Source organism: Streptomyces sp. NPDC020747 (genome assembly GCF_044334695.1).
Taxonomy (GTDB): Bacteria; Actinomycetota; Actinomycetes; order Streptomycetales; family Streptomycetaceae; genus Streptomyces.
The window spans coordinates 237704-259727 of record NZ_JBIRTJ010000018.1 but is presented as its reverse complement, the minus strand read 5'-3'; the positions used below and the strand labels follow the sequence as shown (position 1 = coordinate 259727).

23 protein-coding genes and 2 pseudogenes are annotated in these 22024 nt (G+C 71.9%); 11 read left to right on the top strand and 14 right to left on the bottom strand.

All coding sequences use genetic code 11. The annotated features are described in order from the left end of the window. Positions 1–206: 206 nt before the first annotated feature. Positions 207–1238 carry a LacI family DNA-binding transcriptional regulator gene (locus tag ACH4YP_RS38915; RefSeq protein ID WP_361073398.1) on the bottom strand — a complete coding sequence of 344 codons (1032 nt, stop codon included), beginning with the start codon at positions 1236–1238 and terminating at the stop codon, positions 207–209. A gap of 183 nt (positions 1239–1421) precedes the next feature. On the opposite strand from ACH4YP_RS38915, the gene ACH4YP_RS38910 reads away from it, so the two are divergent. Further along, a complete protein-coding gene (locus ACH4YP_RS38910; RefSeq protein ID WP_398495742.1) occupies positions 1422–2201 on the top strand; it encodes a fumarylacetoacetate hydrolase family protein in 780 nt (259 codons plus the stop codon). 144 nt (positions 2202–2345) lie between these two features. Here ACH4YP_RS38910 and ACH4YP_RS38905 read toward each other — a convergent pair whose 3' ends face one another. Further along, positions 2346–3614: an MFS transporter gene (locus ACH4YP_RS38905; protein ID WP_361070459.1), complete on the bottom strand. Its 1269-nt coding sequence runs from the start codon at positions 3612–3614 to the stop codon at positions 2346–2348. Between the two features lie 745 nt (positions 3615–4359). Between ACH4YP_RS38905 and ACH4YP_RS38900 the strand changes: the two genes are divergently transcribed. The 3 genes from ACH4YP_RS38900 to ACH4YP_RS38890 all read left to right on the top strand — a co-directional run bounded on the left by ACH4YP_RS38900 (position 4360) and on the right by ACH4YP_RS38890 (position 7016). Beyond that, positions 4360–5364, top strand: a complete 1005-nt coding sequence (locus ACH4YP_RS38900) for a C-terminal binding protein (RefSeq protein WP_361070457.1) — start codon at positions 4360–4362, stop codon at positions 5362–5364. Then, complete coding sequence (locus tag ACH4YP_RS38895) at positions 5361–6413, top strand: phosphotransferase family protein (protein WP_398495740.1); 1053 nt, start codon at positions 5361–5363, stop codon at positions 6411–6413. Before ACH4YP_RS38900 ends, ACH4YP_RS38895 begins: the two co-directional genes overlap by 4 nt. Positions 6414–6485: 72 nt before the next feature. Further along, on the top strand, positions 6486–7016 hold the full coding sequence (locus ACH4YP_RS38890) for a cupin domain-containing protein (protein WP_361070451.1): 531 nt from the start codon (positions 6486–6488) through the stop codon (positions 7014–7016). 108 nt (positions 7017–7124) lie between these two features. On the opposite strand, the gene ACH4YP_RS38885 is transcribed toward ACH4YP_RS38890, so the two are convergent. The 3 genes from ACH4YP_RS38885 to ACH4YP_RS38875 form a co-directional block, all read right to left on the bottom strand. Beyond that, the gene (locus ACH4YP_RS38885) at positions 7125–8000 is read right to left on the bottom strand and encodes a PhzF family phenazine biosynthesis isomerase (RefSeq protein ID WP_361070448.1); all 876 of its coding nucleotides are present in this window, start codon (positions 7998–8000) and stop codon (positions 7125–7127) included. Between the two features lie 170 nt (positions 8001–8170). Beyond that, positions 8171–8503 carry a DUF6204 family protein gene (locus tag ACH4YP_RS38880; protein ID WP_398495737.1) on the bottom strand — a complete coding sequence of 111 codons (333 nt, stop codon included), beginning with the start codon at positions 8501–8503 and terminating at the stop codon, positions 8171–8173. A 3-nt stretch (positions 8504–8506) separates the two neighbouring features. Continuing rightward, a complete protein-coding gene (locus tag ACH4YP_RS38875) occupies positions 8507–9235 on the bottom strand; it encodes a TetR/AcrR family transcriptional regulator (protein WP_398495735.1) in 729 nt (242 codons plus the stop codon). Positions 9236–9332: 97 nt separating this feature from the next. Here ACH4YP_RS38875 and ACH4YP_RS38870 point away from each other — a divergent pair, with 97 nt between their 5' ends. The 4 genes and pseudogenes from ACH4YP_RS38870 to ACH4YP_RS38855 all read left to right on the top strand — a co-directional run bounded on the left by ACH4YP_RS38870 (position 9333) and on the right by ACH4YP_RS38855 (position 12677). Beyond that, the gene (locus ACH4YP_RS38870; RefSeq protein WP_361070439.1) at positions 9333–9581 is read left to right on the top strand and encodes a hypothetical protein; all 249 of its coding nucleotides are present in this window, start codon (positions 9333–9335) and stop codon (positions 9579–9581) included. Between the two features lie 90 nt (positions 9582–9671). After that, positions 9672–11321, top strand: a pseudogene (locus ACH4YP_RS38865) (MFS transporter); the annotation flags it as partial. Positions 11322–11394: 73 nt separating this feature from the next. Then, positions 11395–11878 (top strand): annotated as a pseudogene (locus ACH4YP_RS38860) (DUF1295 domain-containing protein); the annotation flags it as partial. Between the two features lie 133 nt (positions 11879–12011). After that, positions 12012–12677 carry an alpha/beta fold hydrolase gene (locus ACH4YP_RS38855; protein WP_398495734.1) on the top strand — a complete coding sequence of 222 codons (666 nt, stop codon included), beginning with the start codon at positions 12012–12014 and terminating at the stop codon, positions 12675–12677. Here ACH4YP_RS38855 and ACH4YP_RS38850 read toward each other — a convergent pair. From ACH4YP_RS38850 to ACH4YP_RS38820, 7 genes are all read right to left on the bottom strand, one after another. Further along, positions 12647–13621, bottom strand: coding sequence for a YihY/virulence factor BrkB family protein (locus ACH4YP_RS38850; RefSeq protein ID WP_398495732.1), 975 nt, complete (start codon positions 13619–13621; stop codon positions 12647–12649). The genes ACH4YP_RS38855 and ACH4YP_RS38850 overlap by 31 nt on opposite strands. Beyond that, positions 13611–14195: a hypothetical protein gene (locus ACH4YP_RS38845; RefSeq protein WP_361070427.1), complete on the bottom strand. Its 585-nt coding sequence runs from the start codon at positions 14193–14195 to the stop codon at positions 13611–13613. The genes ACH4YP_RS38850 and ACH4YP_RS38845 overlap by 11 nt, the downstream gene beginning before the upstream one ends. After that, positions 14195–15214, bottom strand: a complete 1020-nt coding sequence (locus tag ACH4YP_RS38840; protein ID WP_398495730.1) for a DUF6286 domain-containing protein — start codon at positions 15212–15214, stop codon at positions 14195–14197. Before ACH4YP_RS38840 ends, ACH4YP_RS38845 begins: the two co-directional genes overlap by 1 nt. Next, a complete protein-coding gene (locus ACH4YP_RS38835) occupies positions 15211–15396 on the bottom strand; it encodes a hypothetical protein (RefSeq protein WP_361070421.1) in 186 nt (61 codons plus the stop codon). Before ACH4YP_RS38835 ends, ACH4YP_RS38840 begins: the two co-directional genes overlap by 4 nt. A gap of 53 nt (positions 15397–15449) precedes the next feature. Then, positions 15450–15959, bottom strand: a complete 510-nt coding sequence (locus tag ACH4YP_RS38830; protein WP_398495728.1) for an Asp23/Gls24 family envelope stress response protein — start codon at positions 15957–15959, stop codon at positions 15450–15452. Positions 15960–16119: 160 nt separating this feature from the next. Beyond that, entirely contained in the window at positions 16120–16788 is a 669-nt protein-coding gene (locus tag ACH4YP_RS38825) for a fasciclin domain-containing protein (RefSeq protein ID WP_398495727.1), read from the bottom strand. A gap of 69 nt (positions 16789–16857) precedes the next feature. Next, positions 16858–18465: a sulfite oxidase gene (locus ACH4YP_RS38820; protein WP_398495725.1), complete on the bottom strand. Its 1608-nt coding sequence runs from the start codon at positions 18463–18465 to the stop codon at positions 16858–16860. 330 nt (positions 18466–18795) lie between these two features. On the opposite strand from ACH4YP_RS38820, the gene ACH4YP_RS38815 reads away from it, so the two are divergent. From ACH4YP_RS38815 to ACH4YP_RS38805, 3 genes are read left to right on the top strand one after another with little or no spacing between them, the layout of a single operon-like run. After that, positions 18796–19389: an RNA polymerase sigma factor gene (locus ACH4YP_RS38815; protein WP_398495723.1), complete on the top strand. Its 594-nt coding sequence runs from the start codon at positions 18796–18798 to the stop codon at positions 19387–19389. Next, positions 19386–20033: an Asp23/Gls24 family envelope stress response protein gene (locus tag ACH4YP_RS38810; protein WP_361070406.1), complete on the top strand. Its 648-nt coding sequence runs from the start codon at positions 19386–19388 to the stop codon at positions 20031–20033. The genes ACH4YP_RS38815 and ACH4YP_RS38810 overlap by 4 nt, the downstream gene beginning before the upstream one ends. Next, entirely contained in the window at positions 20030–20383 is a 354-nt protein-coding gene (locus ACH4YP_RS38805; RefSeq protein ID WP_398495721.1) for a hypothetical protein, read from the top strand. Before ACH4YP_RS38810 ends, ACH4YP_RS38805 begins: the two co-directional genes overlap by 4 nt. Before the next feature lie 152 nt (positions 20384–20535). On the opposite strand, the gene ACH4YP_RS38800 is transcribed toward ACH4YP_RS38805, so the two are convergent. Together ACH4YP_RS38800 and sigK are read right to left on the bottom strand one after the other, a co-directional pair. Further along, complete coding sequence (locus ACH4YP_RS38800; RefSeq protein WP_398495719.1) at positions 20536–21288, bottom strand: anti-sigma factor domain-containing protein; 753 nt, start codon at positions 21286–21288, stop codon at positions 20536–20538. Next, positions 21285–21869, bottom strand: coding sequence for an ECF RNA polymerase sigma factor SigK (gene sigK / locus ACH4YP_RS38795; RefSeq protein ID WP_398495717.1), 585 nt, complete (start codon positions 21867–21869; stop codon positions 21285–21287). Before sigK ends, ACH4YP_RS38800 begins: the two co-directional genes overlap by 4 nt. Positions 21870–22024 lie beyond the last annotated feature (155 nt).

Sequence of the window (22024 nt, the reverse complement as noted above, 5' to 3'; positions counted from 1 at the left end):
GCTGGGGTTGTGGGGGGTTGGGCGGGGCCCTTCGCCACGCCCCGCCGCGGGGCTCGCCTGCCGGGGCCCCCCCCCCCCCCCGGCCGGCCCCCGGGGCCCCCCCCCCCCCCCCCCCCCCCACCACTTGTCGGCCGCCCGGCGGATGGGTCAACAGCATCCGATGCGCTTCGGGCGTCTTCGGTGTTCGCGGGTGAGTGCGCCCCGGCTCAGACGGACCTGGACGGTGCCTTTCCGTCAGGGGGTGCCGTGCTGCCGCGCAGGACCAGCGATCCGGGGGAGACCGACGTGTACGGGCCGTCGTTGCCCGGCTTGGTCTTGAGCCGGCGGATCAGCCACAGCGCACAGCCGGTGGCCATCTCCTGGATCGGCAGACCGATCGTGGTGAGACCGGGACCCCACCAGGAAAACCCCGGCTCGTCCCCGAACCCGACCACGGACAGTTCCCCGGGCACCTTCACGCCCTGCTCGGACAACTCCTCCAGGACCCCCAGGGTAAGCTGGATCGACCCCAGTACGAGCGCGGTGGGCGTGTCCGGGCCCTGCAGCAGTCGGCGTACGGCCTGGCGGCCGTGGGCCACCGACGCCGGCGGCCCCAGTTCCGTGCGCCCCGCGTCGTCCGGCAGGCCGCCCTCGCTCAGGGCGCTGCGAAAACCGCGCAGACGTTCCGCGCCCGTGGGCAGCTCCGTGGGGCCGCCCACGTACGCGATGCGGGTGTGTCCCTGAGTCACCAGATGGGCCGTTCCCTGGCGCAGCGACTCGTGGTCGTCCACGCCGAACCACTGGGCGCCGAGCGAGGGGTGGCGGCGCAGCAGTTGCAGGTGCGGCAGTGTGCGCAGGAGCTTGACGGAGTCGCCGTGCGGGCGCGCGGTGGGCACGATGATGATGCCCGCCACACGGTTCGCGGACAGTTCCCGCAGATGGCGCAGCTCCACCATCCGGTCGTCGTCCGTCTCCGAGAGCATCAGCTGGAAGCCCTCGGCCTCCATGTTCTTGGACATCTCGTGCGCGATGGTCGAGTAGAAGCTGTTGCGGATGTCCGGGATCACCAGCCCGACCACGTTGCTCGACGCTCCGCGCATCATCCGCGCCGCGCGGTTGCCGACGTACCCCATCTCGGAGGCGGCCTGGCGGACCCGGAACTTGGTCTCCTCGCTGATGCGGGGATCGTCGGCGAGAGCCCGGCCGACCGTCGAGACGGAAACCCCCAGACGTTCGGCGATGTCCCTGGTCGTGATCACGTAAGGGGCCCCCTCGGGTGACTGGTCCCGCGCCGCTGCTTTCCGGATGCCAACGATAGTGCTGTCGTCGCGCACCACGGTCGGAGACGTTGGGCGCCGGAGCGGATCATCGTCTCGTGCTAACGTTAGCATTGCTGAATGGGCCGTGCAGCCGCTCGTGGCTGCCTAGTTGCGGAGGTTTCCGTGCGGATCGTCAGGTATGCCGTCGGCGGTGTGCGTCACTACGGAGAATTCGAAGCCGGTGACGCCAGGATCGTGAGATGCGAGGGTGACCTTTTCACCGGACTGGCCCCTACCGGGCACGTCGACGAAGTCGGTGACGTCGTCATTCTCCCGCCGCTCGAGCGGCCCCGGGTCTTCGGATTCGCCTACAACTACGCCTCGCACGTCGACGAGACCGACCGCGACGTCCCGGAGGTTCCCGTGTGCTTCATGAAGCCGAGCACCGCGGTGATCGGACCGGGTGAGGCCATCGTCTATCCGACCGATGGTGAACTGATCCATTTCGAGGGCGAGTTGGTCGTCGTCATCGGAAAGGAAGCCCGCCATGTGAAACCTTCCGAGGCTCGGGAGTACATCCTTGGCTATACGTGCGGCAATGACGTCAGCGACCGCATCGTCCAGCGCAAGGAAAGCGCGTTCGGAACGCTCCTGATCGGTAAAGGACAGGACACCTTCGCCCCCCTCGGACCGGTCATCGCGACCGGACTCGACCCCTCGGGACTGTCGCTGACGACCCGTGTGAACGGCACCGTCAAGCAGTCGGCGAGTACGGCGGACCTGCTGCTCGCCGTTCCCGACATCGTCAGCTACCTCAGCCGCCACCTGACCCTGCTGCCCGGGGACGCGATCATGACCGGCACGCCTTCGGGCGTCGGGCCGATCCTCCCCGGCGACGAGATCGAGGTGGAGATCGAGGGCATCGGCGTCCTGCGCAATCCGGTCGTGGCAGAGAGCCTCTGACGCCGGACGGCGGCACTTTCCAGAGGTCCTCGCACCGGGGCCCGCCCACCGCTCGGCGGTGGGCGGGCCCCGGTGGTGTGTCGATGGCGGCTTCCTTGTCCTGCGGCTCCCGTGTCCTGTCGGAGGATTGCCGCCGGCGGCGCCCTACCGGACCGCGTTGTTGAACTGGGAGGGGCGGACGAAGGTCAGCGCCAGTGCCCCGAGCAGCGGCAGGACCGTGACCTGCAGCAACCCGGCCCTGCTCCAGTCGAAGGTGTCCACCAGGGCTGCGAAGAGCAGGCCCGAGAACGCCGCCGTCCCGTAGTAGCTGGTGACGAAGAGACCGGAGGCCCGCCCGATCTGCTCGGGACGGACGGACCGCTGCATCGCGCTGTTGGTGTTGGGATAGATGAAGCCCAGACCGAAGGCGCCCATGAGGAAGGCGAGCGCGTACTGCAGGCCGACTCCGGGGTGTGTCTGGTAGATGCACACGCTGATGGCGGAGACGGCCAGCATGCTCCCGATCAGCAGGTTGCGCTGGTTCACACGGTCGCCGAGCCAGCCGCCGAGAACAGCGGACATGCCGCCGAAGCCGAGGAGGCTCATGGCCAGTGCGGCCTGCCCGGTGGTGTAGTGGAGGGAGGTGATGAGGTACGTCGGGTAGAGGCCGAGGAACCCGTAGATGGCCACACCGCTGACGACCGAGTGGACGGCCAGGGCGATGGTGTTCCGGTTGTAGGTGGAGGCCGGCATGTACTCGTAGGTCCTGGTCGAGGCGACCTTCTCGACGGAGTGCTCGGTCAGACCGGTCTTCACCAGGAACAGGCAGGCGGTGGCGATCAGCAGCCCGGCCGCGCCGAACAGGTAGAAGGGCGAGTGCCAGGTGCCGTGCGCGCTCATCAGGCGGACGCCGATGAGCGGGGCGATGAACACGCCGACGGAGTAGCCCACGCCGATGACGCCGAAGGCGAGGCCCCGCCGGTGGGCGAAGAAGGCGCCGAGCGCCGCGAAGATGGCGGCGGACTGCATGCCCTCACCGAAGCCCGAGACGACCCGGTACACCGTCATGTCCGCGAAACCGGTCGCCAGCGGTGTGGCCATCGTGCCCAGAGAGTAGATCACGATGCTGACCAGCAGCACGGTCTTGCGGCGGAAGCGGTCCAGGAGATAGCCCGCCGGCAGACCGGCCAGCGCCATGCCGAGGGTGAAGTTCGTCGCCAGCAGCCCGCCCTGCTCCAGCGAGAACCCGTAGTCCGCGCGGATGCTGGGCAGCAGCGGGGGAAAGACCTGGCGGTCCATCGCGTTGACCATGTAGGAGAGGACGATCAGCAGGAAGCCCACCCCGATCATGAGGCGGGAAATGGGGGCACGGTTGTTTTCCTGTGTGCCCACGGCGGGCGTCACACCGGTGTCGACTTGCGCTGCGTGAGTCATAGCGGCTCCTGAGGAGGAATGGGCCACGGCAGGCCGCGGCGGATCCACCGTCCGTACGGCGGGGGCGTACGGACGATTGGCGAGAAGCGGTGAGCTGAGCACGGACTTGGGACGGCGACGGCGATGCCGTCGTCGGCTGACGGAATGGGGACGATTCGCTGCCGCACGGTCGGACACCGCATGCGGAATTCAGCCGTATATCGCCCGTCGGGGACGTCCGTGGCTATGGCGTCTTCGACAGCCGGACCCCGTGCGGACTCTTATCGGTCGCACGGTCGGCGCTGGCAGAACCATGAAGGGGAAGTCTCCGGCGCGTCAAGATGTGAACACCGGATTTCTTCCGCGTTCCTCGTTTTCCCGTGATGAGCGGGTTCCTCGCTCCGAACGGATGTCGCCGCGGGCGGGCCGGGGACCGGGTGTGCGCCGCACTCTTGACGTGTTGAAGACCCCCAGTGCTATCGTTAGCATCGCGTGGCTGTGACAAAGTGATTCGACGTGCCCCGGTATCTCGTGACCCGTTCCAGGGGCGTACCGCGGCGCCCGCACCGACCACAAGTCGGCGAGCGCCGGCGACACCCCGGACCCGAGCCCAGCAACCCCCTCCACCCGCCCCGGGTGGCCGACGGTCAAACGGACATGCCGACGGCCGCCCTCCCGGTGGCGATCAGACCCGCTCACCGGACGCGACCGGGCACGACGCCCGGCAGTCCGCGGCGGCCGCACGATTCTGCGAGGACGACCTGCCATGAAACCACCGAGCCGCCCCGGCACCGTGCTGCTCACCGACCATGCCTGGCCCGACGACGCCGTCGAACGATCGGTCGTCGAGGAGGCGGGCCACACCCTGGTGACCGGCCCCGCCGATCCCGCCTCCGCCGAGGCGATCGAGGAACTGGTGGCCGAGCACCGGCCGGCCGGGATCCTGACCTGCTGGGCCCCTGTCTCCGCCACCGCGATCGGCACCTCGCCGGAGCTGCGGATCGTGGCCAGGCTCGGCGTCGGCCTCGACAACATCGCCGTGGACACCGCCACCGAGCGCGGGGTGTGGGTCACCAACGTGCCGGACTACTGCGTCGAGGAGGTCTCCGACCACGCCGTCGGCATGGTGCTGGCCTGGACACGGGGCCTGGCAGTCTCCGACCGGGAGGTCCGCGCGGGCCGATGGAACCCCGCCGGCGCCCGACTGCGCCGCCTGTCGACGCTGACCTGCGGTGTCGTCGGATACGGACGCATCGGGCGTGCCACCGTACGCAAGCTCGGCGCGTTCGGCTGCCGCATCCTGGCCCACGACCCGTACCCGCCGAAGGACGCCCCTGGAGTGGAGATGGCCGGCCTGGAGGAACTGCTGCGCCGCAGCGACGTGGTCATCCTCCACGTGCCGCTCACACCTGGCACGCACCACATCATCGGCGCCGAGCAGCTGGCACTGATGCCACCGGGCGGCCTGCTGGTCAACGTCAGCCGAGGAGGCCTCGTGGACACCGACGCGGTGATCAAGGCGCTGGACAGTGGGCACCTGGACGGAGCCGCCTTCGACGTGCTGGAGACCGAACCGCACGTCCCCGCCGCACTGTTGGACCAGCCGGGCGCACTCCTCACCCCGCACATCGCCTTCTCCTCCGACGCCTCGGTCACGGAACTGCGCCGCCGCGCCGCAGAGGAGGTCGTACGGATCCTGGCGGGCGAGGCGCCGGCCCACGCCTGCAACGCTCCCCGTGGTCTGCCTGCCGGGCAGGGGGACGGGCGATGACCCGGCCCCCTGCGCGGGCGATCCCGGATCCCGCGCTGGCCGACTTCCTGACCGCCCACAAGCTCGCCGCACCCGGCGAAGCCGCCCGCTGGACGCCGCTGGCCGGCGGTGTCTCGTCGGACCTGTGGCGAGTGGACCTGCCGGGACGATCTCTCTGCGTCAAACGCGCCCTGGCCAGGTTGAAGGTCGCCGCCGACTGGCAGGCGCCGGTGTCGCGCAACGCCTACGAATGGGCCTGGATGCGGTTCGCGTCCCGGCACCGCCCGGACAGCGTGCCCGAACTGCTCGCCCACGACCCCGAAGCCGGCGTCTTCGCGATGGCGTACCTGCCACCCGACCGATACCCCATGTGGAAGGCGCGGTTGCTGGACGGCGAGGTGCGGGTGGCGACCGCGGCGGCCGTTGGAGAGCTGCTCGGCACCCTGCACGCGGCGAGCGCGGGCGACGCCGCCCTCGCCGCGGAGTTCGCCACCGACGACAACTTCCACGCCCTGCGCGTCGAGCCGTATCTGCTGGCCACCGCTGCAGCGCACCCCGGTCTGGGCGAGATCCTCCAGGGCCTCGCCGATCGTACGGCCACGACACGTCTGGCCCTGGTGCACGGCGACATCAGCCCCAAGAACATCCTCGTCGGACCGTCCGGGCCGGTACTGCTGGACGCCGAGTGCGCCTGGTACGGCGATCCGGCCTTCGACCTCGCCTTCTGCGTCAACCATCTGCTGCTCAAGAGCCTGGTGGTGCCCGGGCGCCGCGTCGAACTCCTGCGGTCCGCCCGGGTGTTGACCGAGGAGTACGTCCGGTGTGTCGACTGGGAGCCCCGGCCGGCCCTCGATGCGCGCGCCGCGTCACTGCTGCCCGCGCTGCTGCTCGCGCGGGTGGACGGCAAGTCCCCGGTGGAGTACCTCACGGACGACCGGCACCGGCTGTTCGTACGCACGGTGGCCTCGGCCCTGCTGCGGGCGCCCGCTCCCACGGTGGCCGACGTCCTGGACGCCTGGGCGACCGCGCTCGGGGCGCCGACCGAGCCCGGCAGCGGCCGGCCCGACTGACGGCCCAAGCGATTCGACGGGTCCGGTGGGCCTGGCCCGGCGAATCCGACGCGACCGACCGAGGAGAGACGTATGCGAAGAGTCGTCACCGGCCACGACGAGAACGGCAGGTCGGTGGTCGTCAGCGACGGCCCCGTCCCGCGCAGCCGGGAGTTCACCAGCCTGCCGGGCTGGGTGTCCCGCCTGCCGTGGGCCACCGAACCCGGCGGGCGGGTCGGCGGGACCGGAGAGGACCCCACACCGAAGGTCACCAGCCTGCTTCCGGCACCCGGCGGCACGCGGTTCGTCGTCCTGACCTTCCCGCCGGACACCGCGATGGCCGACCCGGCGTTCGACCCCGTCGCCTTCGACCGCGAGCAGCGGGAGGATTCGCCCGGCATCGCGGACCTCATCGAGCCCGACGGCATGCACGCGACGCCGACCGTGGACTACGGCATCGTGCTGGAGGGCGAGGTCGTCCTCGAACTCGACGACGGCAGGTGCACCCGCCTCGCGGCAGGTGACATCGTGATCCAGAACGGCACCCGCCACGGCTGGCGCAACCGCAGCGGCCGACCGGTCACGATGGCCTTCGTCCTCGTCGGCGCGGAACGCGACGGCTGACGTTCCGGCTGTCGCTGTCGCTGTCGCTGTCGCTGTCGCTGTCCGTGCGCAGCCGCCCTTTCGTCATCGGTCCTGACCTGTGCCCGCTCCGCCGTCATGGATGACGCTCTAGCTGATGCGAGTTCCCGCGCCGCCGACACGGACGCGCGAGTCACCCGCGCGCAGCGTCACGGTGAGTTCGCCAGGGCGGCCCAGATCCTCGCCCTGGTGCAGGGTGAGGACGGCGTCCTCGGGGACCAGGCCGAACTCCCGGGCGTACGCACCGAACGCGGCGGCCGCGGCGCCGGTCGCCGGGTCCTCGACGACGCCACCGACGGGGAACGGGTCACGGACATGGAAGACGGTGGCCGACGCCCGCCACACCAACTGGACCGTGGTCAGGTCCAAGCGGTGCATCAGGGCTTCGAGGCGCGCGAAGTCGTAGGTGAGATCCGCGAGGCGAGCGCGCGTCGCCGCCCCGAGAACGAGATGGCGGGCACCGGCGAACGCGATACGGGGCGGAAAGGCCGGGTCGAGATCGGCGGCCGGCCAGCCCAGCGAGGCGAGCGCTTCCGCGAGATCGGCGTCGGCGATCCGCGCGATGTGCGGCTCGACGCTGGTGAGCGTGGCCCTGACCGTCCCGCCCTCCTCGGTCACCTCCACGGGCACGGTGCCGGCGCGCGTCGCGAACAGCAGCTCCCCGGGGCCGATCCGCTCGGCGAGCGCGACGGCGGTCGCGACGGTGGCGTGCCCGCAGAACGGCACCTCGGCCTTGGGGCTGAAGTAGCGGATGCTGTACGCCCGCCCCTCCTGGCCGCCGAGGCCCGCCGGGGGCGCGGTCAGGAACGCGGATTCCGAGTATCCGAGGTCGGTGGCGACGGCCAGCATTCCGCTGTCGTCCAGGTCGGTGGCGTCCAGCACGACGCCGGCGGGGTTTCCGCCGTCGGGATCGCTGGAGAAGGCGGTGTATCGCAACACTTCGGGGCGCGGCGCATTGGTCGTCACGGTCGTGCCAACGCGGGGCCGGCCCGTCGCTATTCCTCGAACTCGTCACCACCGGACCTGGTGAACGAACACGAACGAACTGTCCCGGCGGGACAGTTCGAACTACCTGGTACGGCGCCGCGTCAATGTGTTACGCAGCTGGTGCCGCAAGAGAACGCGGCAGGGACCGGTCAGCGTCGAGGGCGCCGGATCTTCATGTCGTCGAGGCTGGTGGCGGTGCCGCGCAGCGCGCTGTGGCGGATCCCGCGGCGGGCCAGGTCGGCGGCTGCCCTGTCGCAGGCCCGTCGGACCGCGGCTGCGTCATCGGCGTCGGCGGGTTGCCGGACGACGCAGCGGAACGTGAAAGTGCGTGGCGGGACCTCGTAGGTGAGCGTTCCCTCGTCTGTCAACGTGGCGTTGAGGAGGTCGTGTTCGGCGGCGGTCTCGATGAGTGCGGCACGCTGGGCCTCGTCGAGGTCGGCAAAGGTGCCGCGGACGATGACGCGGTAGGTGCGGTCGCTCATTGGTCAGGGCTGCCCTTCGAGGGGGACGGGTTCGGCTGTCGGATGTGCGGGGTTCTCGGTGAGCAGGGCCGCCAGTCCGTCCAGGAGACGGTCGAGGCCGAAGGCGAAGCGGTCCTCCATGGACGGGGCGGTGAGGTCGTCGGCCAGGGCCACGAGGTTCGGGAAGGTCGTTTCGGGCAGTCCGCGCAGTCGGTCGGCTGCTGTCCGGGCGACTTCGGACCGGCTGGCGCCCTCGGTCTCGGACGCGGAGATGGGCGCCTGTTCCTGGAGGACGAAGCCCTGGACGAAGGCACCGAGAAGGTAGTTGGCCAGGGCGGCGTCGGCGTCGGAGAATCCGGCTTCCCGTAGCCGGTCCAACTGCTCCTCCATGAGACGCAGCAGGTTCGGGCCGAGTGCGAGCCGCCCCGCGACGACCTTGGCGGAGTCGCGTTTGGCCAGCAGGTGCCGTCGGTGGCGCAGCGAGTACTCGCGGAGCTGCTCCCGCCAGTCGCCCTGCCTGGGTGGCGGCTCGGCATCGGCCATGAGCGCGTCGGTGAGCAGGTCCAGCAGCTGTTCCTTGTTGCGGACGTGCCAGTACAGGGAGGCCGCCTTCACTCCCAGTTCGGCGGCGACCTTACGCATCGACAGCCCGCCGATGCCTTCACGTTCCAGCACCACCAGGGCCGCCGCCACGAGCGTCTCGCGGGTCAGTCCTGGCTGTGCGGCGCCCTCGGCTGTGCTGTCTCGTGCCACCGGTCACCTCCGTCGAAAGAAAACCAGTTGGCAATCTAACACTGTTAGAGGCAATCTGGCGGCTCCGGATGACCGACTAACATTGTTAGGGAATGCGATGGAGGAGTTCACCTCCCGGCGCAAGAGGCTCGTGCTTGCCGCCTTGTGCGCCACGATGTTCATGGCGATGCTCGACAACGTCATCGTCAACAACGCCCTGCCCCGCATCGGGCAGCAGCTGCACGCCGGTGTCAGCGGACTGCAGTGGGTGGTCGAGGGCTACGCCTGGTCTACGCCGCCCTCCTGCTCACCGGCGGCACACTCGGCGACCGGTACGGCCGCAGACGGATCTTCCTCACCGGACTGACGCTGTTCACGGCAGGATCAGCGGCGGCGGCCCTGTCCGGGGCGATCGGCCCGCTGATCGCCGCACGGATGCTGCAAAGGACTCGGTGCGGCACTGCTCACGCCGGGCAGCCTGTCGATTCTGCGGCACGTTTTCACCGACGAGAAGGAGCGGGCCCGGGCTGTCGGGCTCTGGTCCGGTGTCTCCGCCCTGGGCCTGGCGACCGGCCCGGTCCTGGGCGGGCCGATGGTGGACGCGTTCGGATGGGCCAGCGTGTTCTGGATCAACGTCCCGATCGGAGCGGCAGGGCTGCTGCTCGCCGCCCGAGTGCTCCCGGAGTTCGCGGGCCGGGCCAAACGGGTGGACCTTCCGGGCCAGTTGCTCTCGGTGCTGGGCTCCGGCGCCCTGGTCTACGTACTCATCGAAGGACCGGCCCGCGGCTGGACCGACACCCGTGTCCTGAACCTCGCGGCGGCGGTGGCAGTAGCCCTGTCGGCCTTCGTGGTGGTCGAACTCCGCACCACCGACCCCATGCTCGACCTGCACTTCTTCCGGGACCCGGTGCTCAGCGGAGCCGCGGTGAGCGGATTCATGATCAGCTTCGGCATGTTCGGTGCGTCGTTCTTCCTGCCGTTGCTCATGCAGGACGTGATGGGCTGGTCGCCGTCGAGCGCGGGCCTGGCGGGGCTGCCCATGACCGCGATGATCGTCATCGCCGCACCGCTGTCCGGCACGTTCACCGCGAAATGCGGCCCCCGGATTCCTCTGGTGACCGGCCTGACCCTGTGCGCCGCGGCTCTCGGCGGCCTCTCGTTCTACGGTGAGCACGCCCGCTACCTGGAGTATCTGTGGGTGTTGCTCGCCATGGGAATCGGCATGGGGATGACCTTCACACCGGTGTCCATCATGGTCATGCAGCGCGTCCCCCTCGCCCAGGCCGGTATGGCCTCTGCGACCCTCAACATGCTGCGCGAGATCGGTGGCGTCGTCGGCGTCGCCGCCCTGGGAGCCGTCCTCTCCAGCCGCCTGACCGCCACGCTGACCGGATCGCTCGATCGGCTCGACGTTCCCCCAGAGATCCGCCACGGCATCGCGGACTCGGTCGCCGGCACGGGAACAGACAGAACCCAGCTCCTGCCCGCACCCGTCCATGACGCCGTGAACAGCGCCTTCATCGAAGGGCTGCATCTGGCACTGCGCTGCGGCGGCGCGGCCATGGCCGCCGCGGCTGTGCTCGTGGCCGTCCTCCTCGGCTCGACATCGGGCCAGGCCGGCAGGTACTACGGGCCGGGATCGTGCCGGGCACGGCGGACGAACCGACGAACAGCCAGATCGCCGCTGCCTGCGCCACCGGCGTGGACACGGTGCGCAAACGGCGTGGCCGCTTCGCGCTCCCCGGGCTGCCCGCGCTCCCCGGGTCGGACGACGCCGACCGCCCGGGGCACCCGAAACTCCACGGCCCCAGGCGCGCGTCCAGCTCGTGGCCACCGCCACCAGCACGCCGCCGTACGGAGCCGACCTGGTCCCACCGGCGGATCGCCGGGCGTCTGGCGGACTTCGGGATCTCGAAGTCCCAGGGCCGGCTCGTACGAGGTCTGGGGAGGCAGGAGTACGACCGGTCCCTGGCGCAGGCGGCCAGGTGCGACGCGCGCACACTGGTGGCCTGGGCCTCCCGCGGAGGACCCCTGCCGCAGGAGTGACCGTGCCCCTGCCCGCTTGCCTGCTCCGAGGCCGGGTTCCGGGCCGGCTACCTCGACGTAGAGCAGTACCTCTTCACCGAGCGGAACCCCGCCGAGGGCGTGGGCCGACCGTGAACGGCTTCCCGTGGAGCGCGTTCGCGCTGCGCATGGTCCACCTCCTCCGGGGCGCGCTGGTCTGGCTGGTGTCCCTGCCCGTGCGGGCCGCGCAGTACGTCCCCGGCCCGCTGTCCGCCGTCGCCTGGGCGGGTACGGCGCTGTGGGCGGTCGGGATCGGCTTCGAGGCGGTCGGGGACGCCCGACCGGCCCGGTTCCGGAGCGATCTCGCCAACCGGGGCCGGATCATGGACCGGGGGCTGTGGACGTGGACCCGGCACCCCAACTGCTTCGGGGACTTCTGCGTGTGGTGAGGCCTGTTCCCGCTCGCCTGCGATTCCCTGGGCGCGGCCGTCGTGTCCGTCGTGTCCCCGGTGGTGATGAGCCTGTCGCTGACCCCGGGGCAGCGGGAAGCGGCTGATGGAACGGCACATGGCCGACCGGCCCGGGTACGCCGAGTACCGGGCCCGCACCAGCGGCCTCCTGCCACGCCCGCCGCGACCGAGGGGGCCGGGGCCGGCGTGACGGACCGGACCGGGAAGGATACGGCTGCCCGAGGACCACAGCACCACGGGACCACAGAACCGCCCGTGCGGGGGTTGCACGGAGACCTGAGGAGTGCCTCATCGAGCCACAAGGCCACACCGGACACGTCCCGTTGACGGTGCGACGGCGTCCGCCGCGCCCGAGGGCGGCCGTCCTGGTGCTGCACGGCGGCGAGGCGGCGAGCGAGCGCCCCGCCCGGCCCTGGCAGCTCGCCGCGTTGCGCATGGGCCCCGTCGTGCGCGCGGTGATCGGCGCACTGCCGCACCAGGACGTCCTGGTCGCCCAGGTCCGCTACCGCCTCCGCGGCTGGAACGGGGAGCGCGCCGACCCGGCACACGACACCCTGCGCGCGCTGGACGGCCTCGCCGAACTCGTCGGCCCCGTGCCGACCGTGCTGCTCGGCCACTCCATGGGCGGGCGGGCCGCCCTGCGTGCCGCCGGTCACCCGCTGGTGCAAGGTGTGGTCGCCCTCGCGCCGTGGTGGCCGCCGGGCGAGCCGGTGGAGCAGACGGCGGACCGGCACGTCGTCGTCCTGCACGGCGAACGGGACCGCGTGACCTCGCCCACCGAGTCGGCCGACGGCGTGCGCCGGGCACGGAACAAGGCGGGGCCGGCGGGGATGGCGGTCATCGCCGGCGGCGACCACGCGATGCTGCGCCGACACCGCTTCTGGCATCACACCACCGGTGCCGTCGTCGCCCACCTGCTCGACCCGTCCGGCGCCCCCGACCCGCTGCCCGAGGCGTGTTACGGGACAGGGCCCTTCCCCGTGCTCTGACCGGTCCCGCTCTGACCGGTCCCGGTCCCGCCCGCGCGGACAGCCGCGCCCTTGGCGAGTTCCGCGGCGAACTGCGCGCCGCTCAGCAGCGCGAGGTTCGACAGCCACAGCCAGATCAGGAAGACGACGATGCCGGACAGCGAGCCGTACAGCCTGCTGTAGGCGCCGAGAGTCGAGGCGTACGACGAGAAGCCCGCGGACACGGTCAGCCACAGCGCGGCGGCCAGTGCGCCGCCGGGCAGGCTGTGCCCGCGCCGACGTGCCCCGGTCGGGCCTGTGTGGAAGACGACCACGACCAGCAGGGCGACCAGACACAGCAGCACGGGCCAGCGCAGCAGGCTCCACGCCCAGGCGGCGGTGGTGTCCACGCCGAGGGTCCGGCCGACGGCCTCCGCGAGCGGGCCGGTCACCAGCAGGGTGAGCGAGCCGATGAGAAGCAGGCCGAGCAGCGCGAGCGCGGTCAGCACGATGCGGGGCGCCTTGCGCCAGGGCGAACGACGGTCCTCGACACGGTGCATGTGGTGCAGGGCGCGGCGGAAGACGGCGAGGTAACTGGAGGCCGACCACAGCGCGCTGGCCGCACCCGCCACCAGCAGCGGCCAGACCGTCCCGTCCGTGCCCAGCGCGCGGGTCAGGACGGCGTGCAGCTCGGCACCGGACTGGGCCGGGGCGTACGCGGTGACGTGGGTGACGAACTCCTCGGCCGTGTCCGGGCTGATCATGCCGAACGCCAGAACGGTGGCCAGCATCGCTGGGAGCACGGCCAGGATCGCGTAGTACGTCAGTGCCGCCGCGTAGTCCGTGATGTCGTCGTTCCACAGGGACGCCGGTGTGCGCCGCAGCGCGGGCCACCAGGTCGTCGCCAGCCGTAGCCACTGCGGCCGTCCGGGCCGACGCGCCGGGCGGGCCCCGCCGGGCACGTCGGTGTACGGCTCAGCGGACATGGCGCGTTCGGTGTGAGACGGCGCTCAGGCGGATCCGCGTGTGAGCCGTGTACGGCGTCACCGCCCCCTCGGCCTCCGCCGTCGCCGCGCGGAGGGCGGACAGGACGGCGTCCGGGGGCGTGTCCGGTTCCAGCCAGACGCGCAGACGCACCTCCAGCCGCCGGCCGCGACGGGGAAGCACCCGGGCGCGGCTGCGGGCGATGCCGGGGAGGGCCGCCACGCGTGCGGCCAGCGCCTCGGCCAGGGCCCGAGGGCGCACCGTGCAGCCGGGGGAGGGCAGGGCGAGCCGCCGGGCCCTGCCCGAACGCGACTGCCCGAGGGACCAGAGCGCGAACAGCACGGCCAGGCCGATCGACGCGGCCATGACGGTGGGCGTCCACCAGCCCTCGCCGCGCAACTGCGCGAGCCGGTCGCGGTCCAGAAGGACCGTGCCCGTACCGGCGGTGGGCCACCACGACGGCAGCCGGCCCGCGAAGGCGCGGTCGGTGGCGGCGAGCCATGAGCCCGAAAGGAGGAACGAGAGCCCTACGGCGCCGAGGACGGTCCGGTTGACGGCGGTACCGGTGCGGGGCATCACCGGTCACCTCCCGGGGCGGATACGAGGGTGGAGGCGGGTGCGGATCGGTCGTGACCGTCTCCCGGTGCCGCCCCGGTCGCGTCCGCCGTCGAGGCCGCTGTCGTGGCGGGTGGCTGCCAGACCGGTTCCGGAGCGACGACCACCCGCAACCGGGGGCCGCGGCGCAGCCGGCAGGCGGTCAGGGCGGTGCGGGCCGCGGCCGTGGCGGCGGTGTAGGCGTCTGCCCGGTCGCCGAAGGCGAGCCCGGCCCGCACGGTGACTCGTCGGCGTCGTACCCGAACCCGTACCGCTCCGATGCCCTCCACGTCTCCCACCGCGTCGCGGACCAGGGACTGAACCGCCGAGCGGTCCACCGCCGCGTCCACATGGCCCGCCTCGGTGCGGACGGTGGACTGGTGACGGCGGCCTGGGGTGAGGGCGAGGACGACCATCCAGATGCCGACCAGGGCCGTCAGCCCGCCCGCGACGACGACGGCCGGGTCGCCGGGCCCGTGCCCGGCCAGCCAGTGCACGGCGGAGGTGCGCCAGGTGGCGGCTGCCCGGTGGGCGGTGTGCACCCGGACGAGGTCGAGGGCGAGCGCACCGCAGCCCAGGGCGGCCACCGAGGCGAGCACGGCGACCGGAATCCGGCGCCGGGACCACCAGCGCCGGGGCGAACGACTGTCGCCGACATCCGGGTCGGCCTCCTGGGCGGGGGAGACCAGGGGCTGTGAGGGCGGCGGCGGGGCGAGCGCGACGACGTTGACACGCGCGGTCGGCACCTCCAGCCCCGTCAGTTCCCGGGTGCGTTCCACCACGTGCCGCTGGACGTCCCGCACGGTGTCGGCGAGCGGAGCCGGATAGGGCAGCGTCACCCCGAGGGACACCTTCGCCCTCCTGCCGCGTACGGACGCCGCAGCCTGGGCCGCGCGGGCGCCGCCCGGTGCGGGCAGCGCCTCGGTGGTGGCCCGCTCGGCGATCCGGCGCACCGCCCGCTCCGAGACGGTGATGGTGCCCCGCCGCGCGGCGGCGGTCATCGACGGCTCCGCTCGAACGCGTCCCGTATGTCCTGGACACTGCCGCCTGACTCGGCCCACCGGCCCACCGCCCAGCCCAGGCCGCCGAGAGCGGCCACGAGCAGGAACGCTCCGAACCCGCCGAAGAACCCGGCGAACGCCAGGGCCATGCCCGCGACCATCCCCACGAACGGTGTGCTCATGCCCGTCCACCTCTCACCCGATCCACTCCTGCCTTTGCCCCTGACCGGGTGTGTTACTCCACGCGGGCCTCCGCCGCGCTCGCGGGCTCGTCCTCGTCGGGCAGGTGCACGTCGTTGACCGTGACGTTCACCTCGACGACCTCAAGCCCGGTGATGCGCTCCACGGCGGAGATGACGTTCTCCCGCACGTCCTGGGCGACGTCCATGACGGACACCCCGTACTCGACGACCAGGTCGAGGTCGATGGCCGTCTGCCGCTCGCCCACCTCGACCTTCACTCCCCGCCCCACGTTCGGCCGGCCACCGGGCACGCGGTCGCGTACGGCGCCGATGGTGCGCGAGAGGCCGCCGCCCATGTCGTACACGCCGGGGATCTCCCGGGCGGCGATGCCCGCCACCTTCACGACGACGACGTCGGCGATCGACGTCCGGCCACGGTTCGCGGCCGGCTGGTCCGCCCCGGCCGTGCCGCCGGACACGGCCGTCGTGGCCTGGGTCTGGGTCGACCGGCCGGTCTGCGGGGTGGACAGTTCGTTGGTGACTGGTGCGGTCTGCGTGGTCATGGCATGTCCCTTTCTGCCTTGTCGTGCCTCGTCGCTGATGTGCTCTCACTCCTTGACGCGCTCTCACTCCTTCGGACCCGGCCCGGCCGCGTCTGTGACGCGGGTACCCGGAAAAACCTCGGGGCGCCACCGAAGTGGCGCCCCCAGGGGTGACGGTCCGTCAGGCGGTGGGCATCAGGACGGTGTCGATGATGTAGACGTTGGCGTTGGCGGTCCTGACGTTGCCGCAGACCACCTTGGCGGAGTCGTTGACGGTGTAGGACTCGCCGGAGCCGGCGGTGGTGAGCTTCGACTTCTCCAGCGTGCCGAAGGAGCCGTTCTCCAGGTCCTTCGGGGCGAGTTTCCGGCCCACCACGTGGTAGGTGAGGATCTTCGTCAGCTGGGCCTTGTCGTTGAGGACCTTGTCCAGGGTCGCCTTGGGGATCTTCGCGAAGGCGTCGTTGGTCGGCGCGAACACGGTGATGTTCCGCGCGTTGTTGAGGGTGTCGACGAGCCCGGCCTTCTTCACCGCCGTGACCAGCGTGGACAGGGCGGGATTGTTGGACGCGGCGGTGGCCACCGGGTCCTGTGCCATGCCGTCGAAGGAACCGGCGCCGTCCTTCGGGACCGCGGAACAACCTGTACCGAAAGGCTGGTCGGCCGTGGCGGCATCGCCGGAGCTGCCCATGCCGTCGTCGGCCGCCGGAGCCGACGCCTTGGCGGAAGAGTCGGACCTGGCGGAGTCCGACTCGGCGGAGTCGCCGCTGTCGTCCGCGCAGGCGCTCAGGGCCAGCGGGAGCACTGCGGCGGCGGCCACGGCCATGGCGACACGGCGGATACGGGTGTTCATGATGTTTCTCCTGTTGGTCGGCGCGGCTGTGGCCGCGCACGTACGGGGTGGGAAAAGTGGTTCGGGGTGTCACTCGGCGGTGACGACGACGGAGTGCCATCCACTGGCGCCGTCGGGGATGGTCCGCGCGCGTTTCTCGGTCTGCACCCGGCCGTCGCGGTCGGTGGCGCGCACGGTGAGGGTGTGACCGCCCTTGGCGGCCCGCCAGGCGAAGGACCACTGCCGCCAGGTGTCGCGCGAGTCCTCCGCCGCCAGCCGGGCCTCCTGCCAGGGACCGTCGTCGACGCGGATCTCGACCTTGTCGATGCCCCGGTGCTGGGCCCAGGCGACCCCGGCGACCATGACCGTGCCGGCCTTGGGACGGGCGAAGGGCTTGGGGGTGTCGATGCGGGACTGAGTCTTGATCGGCGCCTTGCGGGCCCAGTCGCGCTTGACCCAGTACGGGTCGTAGTTGTCGAACGTGGTGAGCTCGATGTCCTCGATCCACTTGCAGGCGGAGACGTAGCCGTACAGCCCGGGCACGATCATGCGGACGGGGAAGCCGTGTTGGAAGGGCAGCGGTTCGCCGTTCATGCCCAGGGCGAGGAGGGCGTCGCGGCCGTCCATCACGTCCTCGACCGGGCTGCCGATCGTCATGCCGTCCACCGAGCGGGCCACCAACTGGTCCGCCGGGCCTCCCTTCGAGGGCGGCCTCACGCCGCACTCGGCCAGCAGGTCCGCCAGTCGTATGCCGATCCAGCGGGCGTTGCCGACGTACGGGCCGCCGACCTCGTTCGACACACAGGTCAGCGTGATGTCGCGCTCGATCAGCTCGCGCCGCAGCAGGTCGTCGAAGGTGAGGGTGACCGGCCGGGTGACTCCCTCGCCGTGGATGCGCAGCCGCCATTGCGTCGCGTCGACCTTGGGCACCACCAGGGCGGTGTCGACGCGGTAGAAGTCACCGTTGGGTGTGACGAAGGGGCTGACACCGGGGATCCGCAGCTGGGCACCCTTGGGCACGGCCCGGGCGGGGGAGCCGGGCGTGGGCAGCACCAGGTTCCTGCGGGAGGCGACCGCGTCCCGGCCGCTCGAACCGCTGAGGGAGCGGCCGAGCAGCCCGGCCCCGGCGGACGCGACCGCCGCGGCGCTCGCCGCGATCACGAAGCCGCGACGGTCCCGTCCCCGGTCGGACGCCGGTGTGCCGGGCGCGGGTCGCGGGGGCGCGAGGCGGCCCACCAGGACGTACAGCAGTACGGCTCCGACGGCGGCGCCTGTCACGGACGGCAGCGCGTCGGTGACACCGGTCGAGTCGGGCCTGCCGGTCGCGGCGACCGCGCCGACGGCTCCGAACAGCAGCACGCCGGCCGCCCCGGTGCGCCGGAACCGCAGCGCGGCAATTCCCAGCGCCGGCGCGAAAACCGCCAGTACCGCGAGAATTCCCAACTGCAGAACCAGCTTGTCGTCGCTGCCGAAATTACGGATCGCCCAGTCCTTCACGGCGGCGGGCGTACGGTCGATTGCCGCGCCGCCGACCGCGACGACCGGACCGGCCTGCGGACGAACTCCGCCCGCCACCAGCTCGGCGACGGCGAGAGCGGAGAAACCCGCCAACGCGCCGCTGAGCGCGCCCAGCAGCGGCCGGGTCGGGCGGCCGCGGCGGCGGCGTCGGCTGGGTCGTTCTTGCTCGTTGTCGGTCACGGGGGGAATCCGGTTCCGAAAGCCGGGTGGATTGGTCGCTCCCACGATCGGATGAATTTCTTTCTCCGACCAATCCGCGCCGGCTTCACCTACGGATGCTTCGGCTGCGGAATGCGAATTGAAGAGGTGACCAGAGAGGTTCCTCGCCGTCAGGCCGTCAGGCCGTCAGGCCGTCGAGTGGAGACGCATTGCGCCGTCGTGCGGCGGCGCCTTTCTGCCCCGTGCCGGCCCGCCCCGCATCCGTACGGTGCCTGTCTCCCGAAGTTCTCCGTAACGGGGACGGCGCCGCGGTGTCCAACCTTCAGAAGACCGGACGAGAGGAGCCGCCCAGTGGCGGGGGCCCGCACGCAGAGCGCACCACCGGACACCCGGGCCGACACGACGGCCCCGGACGACGCCCTGCTGGCGGTCCGTGCCGCGGAGGGGGACGAGGACGCCTTCGCCGTGCTCGTGCAGCGCCACGCGGCGGCGCTGATCCGCCTCGCCACGCGTCTGCTCGGGACCGGCGCCGAGGCGGAGGACGCCGTACAGGACGCCTTCCTCAGCGCCTGGCGGCGGCTGCCGGAGTTCCAGGGGCGCTCCTCCTTCGGCACCTGGATGTACCGGATCGTCACCAACCGCTGCCTGAACGTGCTGCGGGCCCGCAAGCCCGTGGCATCGCTGGAGGCGGCCGGTGACGTGCCCGCGGCCGAGCACACCACCTCCCCGGCCCGGATCACCGAGGGCCGCGACGCGGTCCGCGAGCTGAGGGAGGCCCTCGACCTGCTCTCGGCCGAACAACGGGCCTGCTGGGTACTGCGCGAACTGGACGGCCGCTCCTACGAGTTCGTCGCGGACGCGGTCGGCATCAGCCAGGAGGCCGTCCGCGCCCGTGTCTTCCGCGCCCGCCGTTGTCTCACCCAAGCACTGGGGGCCTGGCGATGACCGACCGCACCGACCCGCCGAACAGCGCGTCCACCCACGGTGTCGACGACGAACTCCTGCCGTGCGGACGGCTGGTGTCGCGGACCTGGGACGACTGGGAACAGCAGACCGACGACGCCCATCTGCGGTCCTGCCCGCACTGCCGTGAGGCCGTGCGTGGGCTGGACGGCCTGGAGTCCGTGGTGCGCGGCCTGCGAGCGGAGTCGGCGGACACCTCCGCCTACGACGCCGAGCCGCTGACCCGGCGGATCATGGACGTCGTACGCCTCGAACTTCGGCCGGGCCGCCCGCTGCCCCTCGGTGAACCCGCCGAGGATCTGTGGATCATGGAGGCCGTCGCGGCCCGCACGCTGCGCGCGGCGGCCGAGACGGTCGCGGGCGTCCGGGCGGGTTCCTGCCGGCTCGTCGAGGCCCGCGCCGACGGCACCGCCCGCGCCGACGGCACCGACGGTTCCGTCGGGGTCCGCCTCGACATCCACGCCCCGGTCGGTGTCCCACTGCCGGAACTCACCGAGCGGGTACGCGCCCGGGTGCGGGAGGCCGCGGACCGCGAACTGGGCATGGTTCTCGCGTCAGTGGACATCACTGTCACCGACCTCGTCGCCGGCACGGCCGACGACGGCCAGGAAGGTCGTACGCCATGACCGCACACCACGGGATCACCGCACACCCGAAGCTCGTCGAGGAAGTCGCCGCGGCCGTGGAGGGCGTCTCGGGGGTGGCCTTCCTCAGACCGGGGCTGGCCGACCGGCTGCGCTCCGCGTCGGCACGGCCCAGGCCAGGCATCGGCGGGGTGCCTCAGGCCGGAGTGCGCATGACCCTGCCGGACGGCGCGGGCCCGTGGCACGTCGAGATCCACGTCGTCGCGCTTCGGCGGGCCAGGACGCTGGACGTGGCCCGTGCCGTCCGGCGCACCGTCGAGCACTGCCTGGACTCCCTGGTGCCCGCGCAGCCGACGCCGAGGGTCACCGTGACGGTCACGGGCCTCGTCTGACGCCGGATCGGGCCCGGCCCCTCCGACGGCCGTCCCGGCGCACGCTGTGCCGGGACGGCCGTGCGGCGGGCGCGGTACGGCCCCGCCCTCGGCCGCCCGTCACCCAGGACAGGGCCGTGGACCGCAGGGCCCCGCCGCCGCCCGGCGGCCGTTCAGCCAGGGAAGGTCATCAGGGCGAGCGGGGCGGACGTGGGCTGCTTCGAGCCGCCGCCGGGTTCGACGGTGATGCCCATGCCCGAAGCCTTGCCGACGGTGCCCCGCATCAGGACGGCCTGGTCACTGCGGCCGGGGTCCATCAGGCCGGCCGACCGCATGGTCCCGCCGTCGTCGAACCAGAGCTGGTAGACCTTCCCGCCGGGAGGACGGGCCATCCCGGAGACGACGAACACGGCCTTGTCCCGGCCGCGGGAGACGACGATGGTACCGGTGGCGCCGCCGGTCAGCCCTGCGGCCCGGGTCCTGGCGTCCGGCGCGGCCAGTACGGCGGCGACCTCGTCCGCCGCCCGCTCGGTGCGGCGTGCCTGGTCGCGGGCGTCCTCGGCCCGCTGGTGCTGCCACACGGCCGTCCCGCCGAGCGCCGTGGCCGCCGCGAGGCAGGCGGCGAGCGCCCACCGGGACAGCACCCGGGCTCGCGGACGGGCCCGGAGGGGGATGGCCTGGGCGTGCCTGCCGGGAGTCTCCTGCCGGACCGCGGTGATCCGGCGCAGCACCTGTTCGCGCAGCACCGGGCGGGGTGTCGTGGCGACGGCGAGTCCCAGGCGGGCCGCGGTCGCGCCCAGTTCGGCCGTCTCCTGCGCGCACGCGTCGCAGCCCGGCAGGTGGCGTTCGAACGCGGCACGCTCCTCGTCGGACAGCGCGTGCAGTGCGTAGGCGCCCGTCAGCCGGTGCGGATCGGTGGTGGTCACGCGGTCACCCCCAGGCAGTCGCGCAGCCGGATGAGCCCGTCGCGCAGTCGCGTCTTGACGGTCCCCAGCGGAACCGCCAGCGCCTCCGCCACCTCGCGGTAGGTCAGCCCCCGGTAGTACGCCAGGGTGACGGCCTGGTGCTGGAGCTCGGTCAGCGTGCGCAGACAGCGCCGTACCTGTTCCCGCTCCAGCCGTGCCTCTACGTACTCGGCCACCTCGTCGTACTCGGGCAGCTGCTCCAGCAGCGCGGCCTTGTGGTCCCGGGCGGCCGCGGCGTCCGCCGAGCGCACCCGGTCCACCGCCCTGCGGTGCGCCAGGGTGAGGATCCAGTTGATGGCCGTGCCGACGTCGGGCCGGTAGCGGGGAGAGGTCCGCCACACCTCCACGAGAACCTCCTGCGCCACTTCCTCCGACTGCGCCTGATCGCGCAGCACGGCGCGCACCACACCCATCACAGGACTCACCACGGCGTCGTAGACGCCGGTGAACGCGTCCTCGTCGCCCAGAGCCACGCGGCCCACCAACTCCTGCAAGTCAGGCCCCGTCGAGGGATTTCTTCTGATATGCACTACTTCTTTCACCGAGGGCCTCCACGGTCGGGACATGTCCGGGCGTAATCCGTTCCCGCCGAGGCCTTGGATTGGTCGCGGTGACGATGAAAATCGCAGGTGACGTGCGACGGCGCGCACGATGAAGCGGGGGGACGTTCCACTCACCCGCTCGTGTGACCGGCGCT